Origin of the sequence: Halomonas sp. B23F22_20 (assembly GCF_043496985.1) — a bacterium.
Classification (GTDB): Bacteria; Pseudomonadota; Gammaproteobacteria; order Pseudomonadales; family Halomonadaceae; genus Halomonas.
This window is the reverse complement of sequence record NZ_JBIEKH010000049.1, coordinates 1-2,492: the sequence shown is the minus strand read 5'-3', so window position 1 is coordinate 2,492 and position 2,492 is coordinate 1. Positions and strand designations below refer to the sequence as shown.

Genomic DNA, 2,492 nt, shown 5'->3' with positions numbered 1-2,492 from the left:
ACGAAGGCCTCCGAGGGCGTCATCGTCTGCTTGCCCTGCACGACCTGGCGGGTATCTGCGGTGTTGTCGGTGCTCATGGGAGTCCTCCGAGCCGGTTGAAGATATTTATGATGTTTTTATGGAACCATTCATTCCGATAAACGGAACTTACGGCAAAGCTAGACGTCAGCCTTCACCCAGTCAACACAAATCTCATAAAACGGTACAAATTGACTTCTTTTCAGGAACTAATTACCCTGTGAACTAAAGAGGGGAATACCACCATGACTACCCATCGCACCGAGACGAGCCGCCTCGAGGGAGAGACCCCGGCTCAACGCCTGCTGGCCCTGCTGGAGGTAATCGCAGGCAAGGACCAGTTCTTCACACTGCAGGGCATGGTGGACGAAACTGGCCTGCCCAAACCCACCCTGCATCGCATGCTCCAGCAGTTGGAATCTTCGGGGATGCTCCAGCGCGAGGCCGACGGCCGCCACTACAGCAAAGGCAGCCGGTTGCGGACCCTCGCCGAGAACCTGCTGCTCAACGACACCGTGTATGGCGCTCGACATTCGGTGTTGGCCGATCTTGTCGAGGAAGTCGGAGAGAGCTGCAACATCACCGCTCTTTCAGGGGGAGAAGTGCTCTACCTGGACCGCGTAGAGACCTCGGCCCCACTACGCTTCTATCTCCATCCCGGCTCTCGGGTTCCCGTGCACTGCTCGGCCAGCGGCAAGCTATTCCTGGCCCAGATGGCTCCCGCCCAACGGCGCCGCCTGCTGGATCAAGTGCCCTTGAAGGGTTTCACCCACAATACCCTCACCGACCCCGCCGCCCTCGAGGCCGAGATCGAGACCGTCAAGCAGCAAGGCTATGCGTTCGATGACGAGGAGTTTCTACCGGGCCTGCTGTGCATCGCCGTGCTCGCGCCCAATCCAGAAGGCCCTTCGAATATCGGCCTTGCCATTCAGGCACCGGTCATGCGCATGTCGCGAGACAAGATCCTGGGCTGTCTGCCGGCGCTGCGTAACGCTGCCGACGCCATCGCCACCATCAGCCATGAGGCCACGACAGACGCCGCCAAGATGGCTTCGGCAACGCCTTGAGTATCGAGAGCGGTCAGGGGGGAACACTGGCCTGCAGCGCTGAATGCGCATATCCTCGGTACCTTATACTAAAGGCCTGGACCACAACTGGGAGATCGTAATGGCCGGTTTACTTCCCGATGTCGACCCCGATGGACTGCTCGAGTACTCGGTGGTCTACACGGATCGCTCCCTCAACCACATGTCGAAGAGCTTCCAGCAGGTGATGCGTGACATCTCCGCTTCCCTGAAGCGGGTCTATCGCGCGCACTCGACGGTCATCGTCCCCGGCAGCGGCACCTTCGGCATGGAAGCGGTAGCTCGACAGTTCGCCACCGACCGGCGCTGCCTGGTGATTCGCAACGGCTGGTTCAGCTACCGCTGGAGCCAGATCCTGGAGCGCGGCCAGATCCCCTCGGACCTCTATGTCCGCAAGGCGCGCCGCCTCGACGATGACGACCCGATGTCTCCCTTCGCTCCCCCGCCCATCGAGGAGGTGATCGAGTCGATCCGGGACCAGCAGCCCGACCTGGTGTTCGCGCCCCATGTCGAGACCGCCTCGGGCATCAAGCTGCCGGACGACTACATCCGGCGCCTCGCCGAAGCCATTCATGAGGAGAACGGGCTGCTGGTGCTCGACTGCATCGCCTCCGGCACCGACTGGGTCGATATGCAGGAAACCGGCGTCGACGTCCTGATCAGTGCCCCCCAGAAGGGCTGGAGCGGTTCACCCTGCTGCGCCATGGTGATGATGTCGCGCCTGGCTCGCGACATCATCGAGGAAACCGAGAGCTCCAGCTTCGCCTGCGACCTCAAGAAGTGGCTGTCGATCATGGAGACCTACGAGGGCGGCGGCCATGCCTACCACGCCACCATGCCTACCGATGGTCTGCACACCCTGCGCGACGTGATGGCCGAAACCGAGGAATATGGCCTGCAGAAGGTCCGCGACGAGCAGCTCGAGCTGGGTCGTCGGGTACGCGAACTGCTCGCCGAGCATGGCTATCCGAGCGTGGCGGCTCCCGGCTTCGAAGCGCCCGGGGTGGTGGTGAGCTACACCCGGGATCCCGACCTTGCCGTCAAGTTCGCCGCGGCCGGCCTCCAGGTAGCCACCGGCGTGCCACTGATGTGTGACGAAGGCGAGGACTTCCGCAGCTTCCGCATCGGCCTGTTCGGGCTGGACAAGCTGCATCACATCGATCGCACCCTGGCGACCCTCGACAAGGCACTGACCTACATCGAGGCCACCGACGAGTAGGCCATCGGCCCGACGATGGCGACAACGCACAAGGGCGGCCCTCGCAGGCCGTGTCAAAACGGCTTGTCAGAGGTCGCTCGAATCGCCCCGCTTTGGCGGGGCGATGTCGTTGCAGCCTGGTCGATGTCACATCGATAGAGGCCCCGGCCTCAGACCGGGGCTTGCCTCAG

Annotated in this window: 2 protein-coding genes; both read left to right on the top strand. The window is 62.4% G+C overall.

Features of this window, described 5'->3' with window-relative positions; genetic code table 11:
- The first annotated feature begins 263 nt into the window (after positions 1 to 263).
- The gene (locus tag ACGTN6_RS20420; RefSeq protein ID WP_394594877.1) at positions 264 to 1,085 is read left to right on the top strand and encodes an IclR family transcriptional regulator; all 822 of its coding nucleotides are present in this window, start codon (positions 264 to 266) and stop codon (positions 1,083 to 1,085) included.
- Between the two features lie 100 nt (positions 1,086 to 1,185).
- Positions 1,186 to 2,322, top strand: coding sequence for an aminotransferase class V-fold PLP-dependent enzyme (locus tag ACGTN6_RS20415; protein ID WP_394594876.1), 1,137 nt, complete (start codon positions 1,186 to 1,188; stop codon positions 2,320 to 2,322).
- Positions 2,323 to 2,492: the final 170 nt, after the last annotated feature.

Bases quoted from the DNA above. Each gene is read 5' to 3' on its own strand.
- ACGTN6_RS20420 (WP_394594877.1), top strand. From the start codon at position 264: ATGACTACCCATCGCACCGAGACGAGCCGCCTCGAGGGAGAGACCCCG.
- ACGTN6_RS20415 (WP_394594876.1), top strand. From the start codon at position 1,186: ATGGCCGGTTTACTTCCCGATGTCGACCCCGATGGACTGCTCGAGTAC.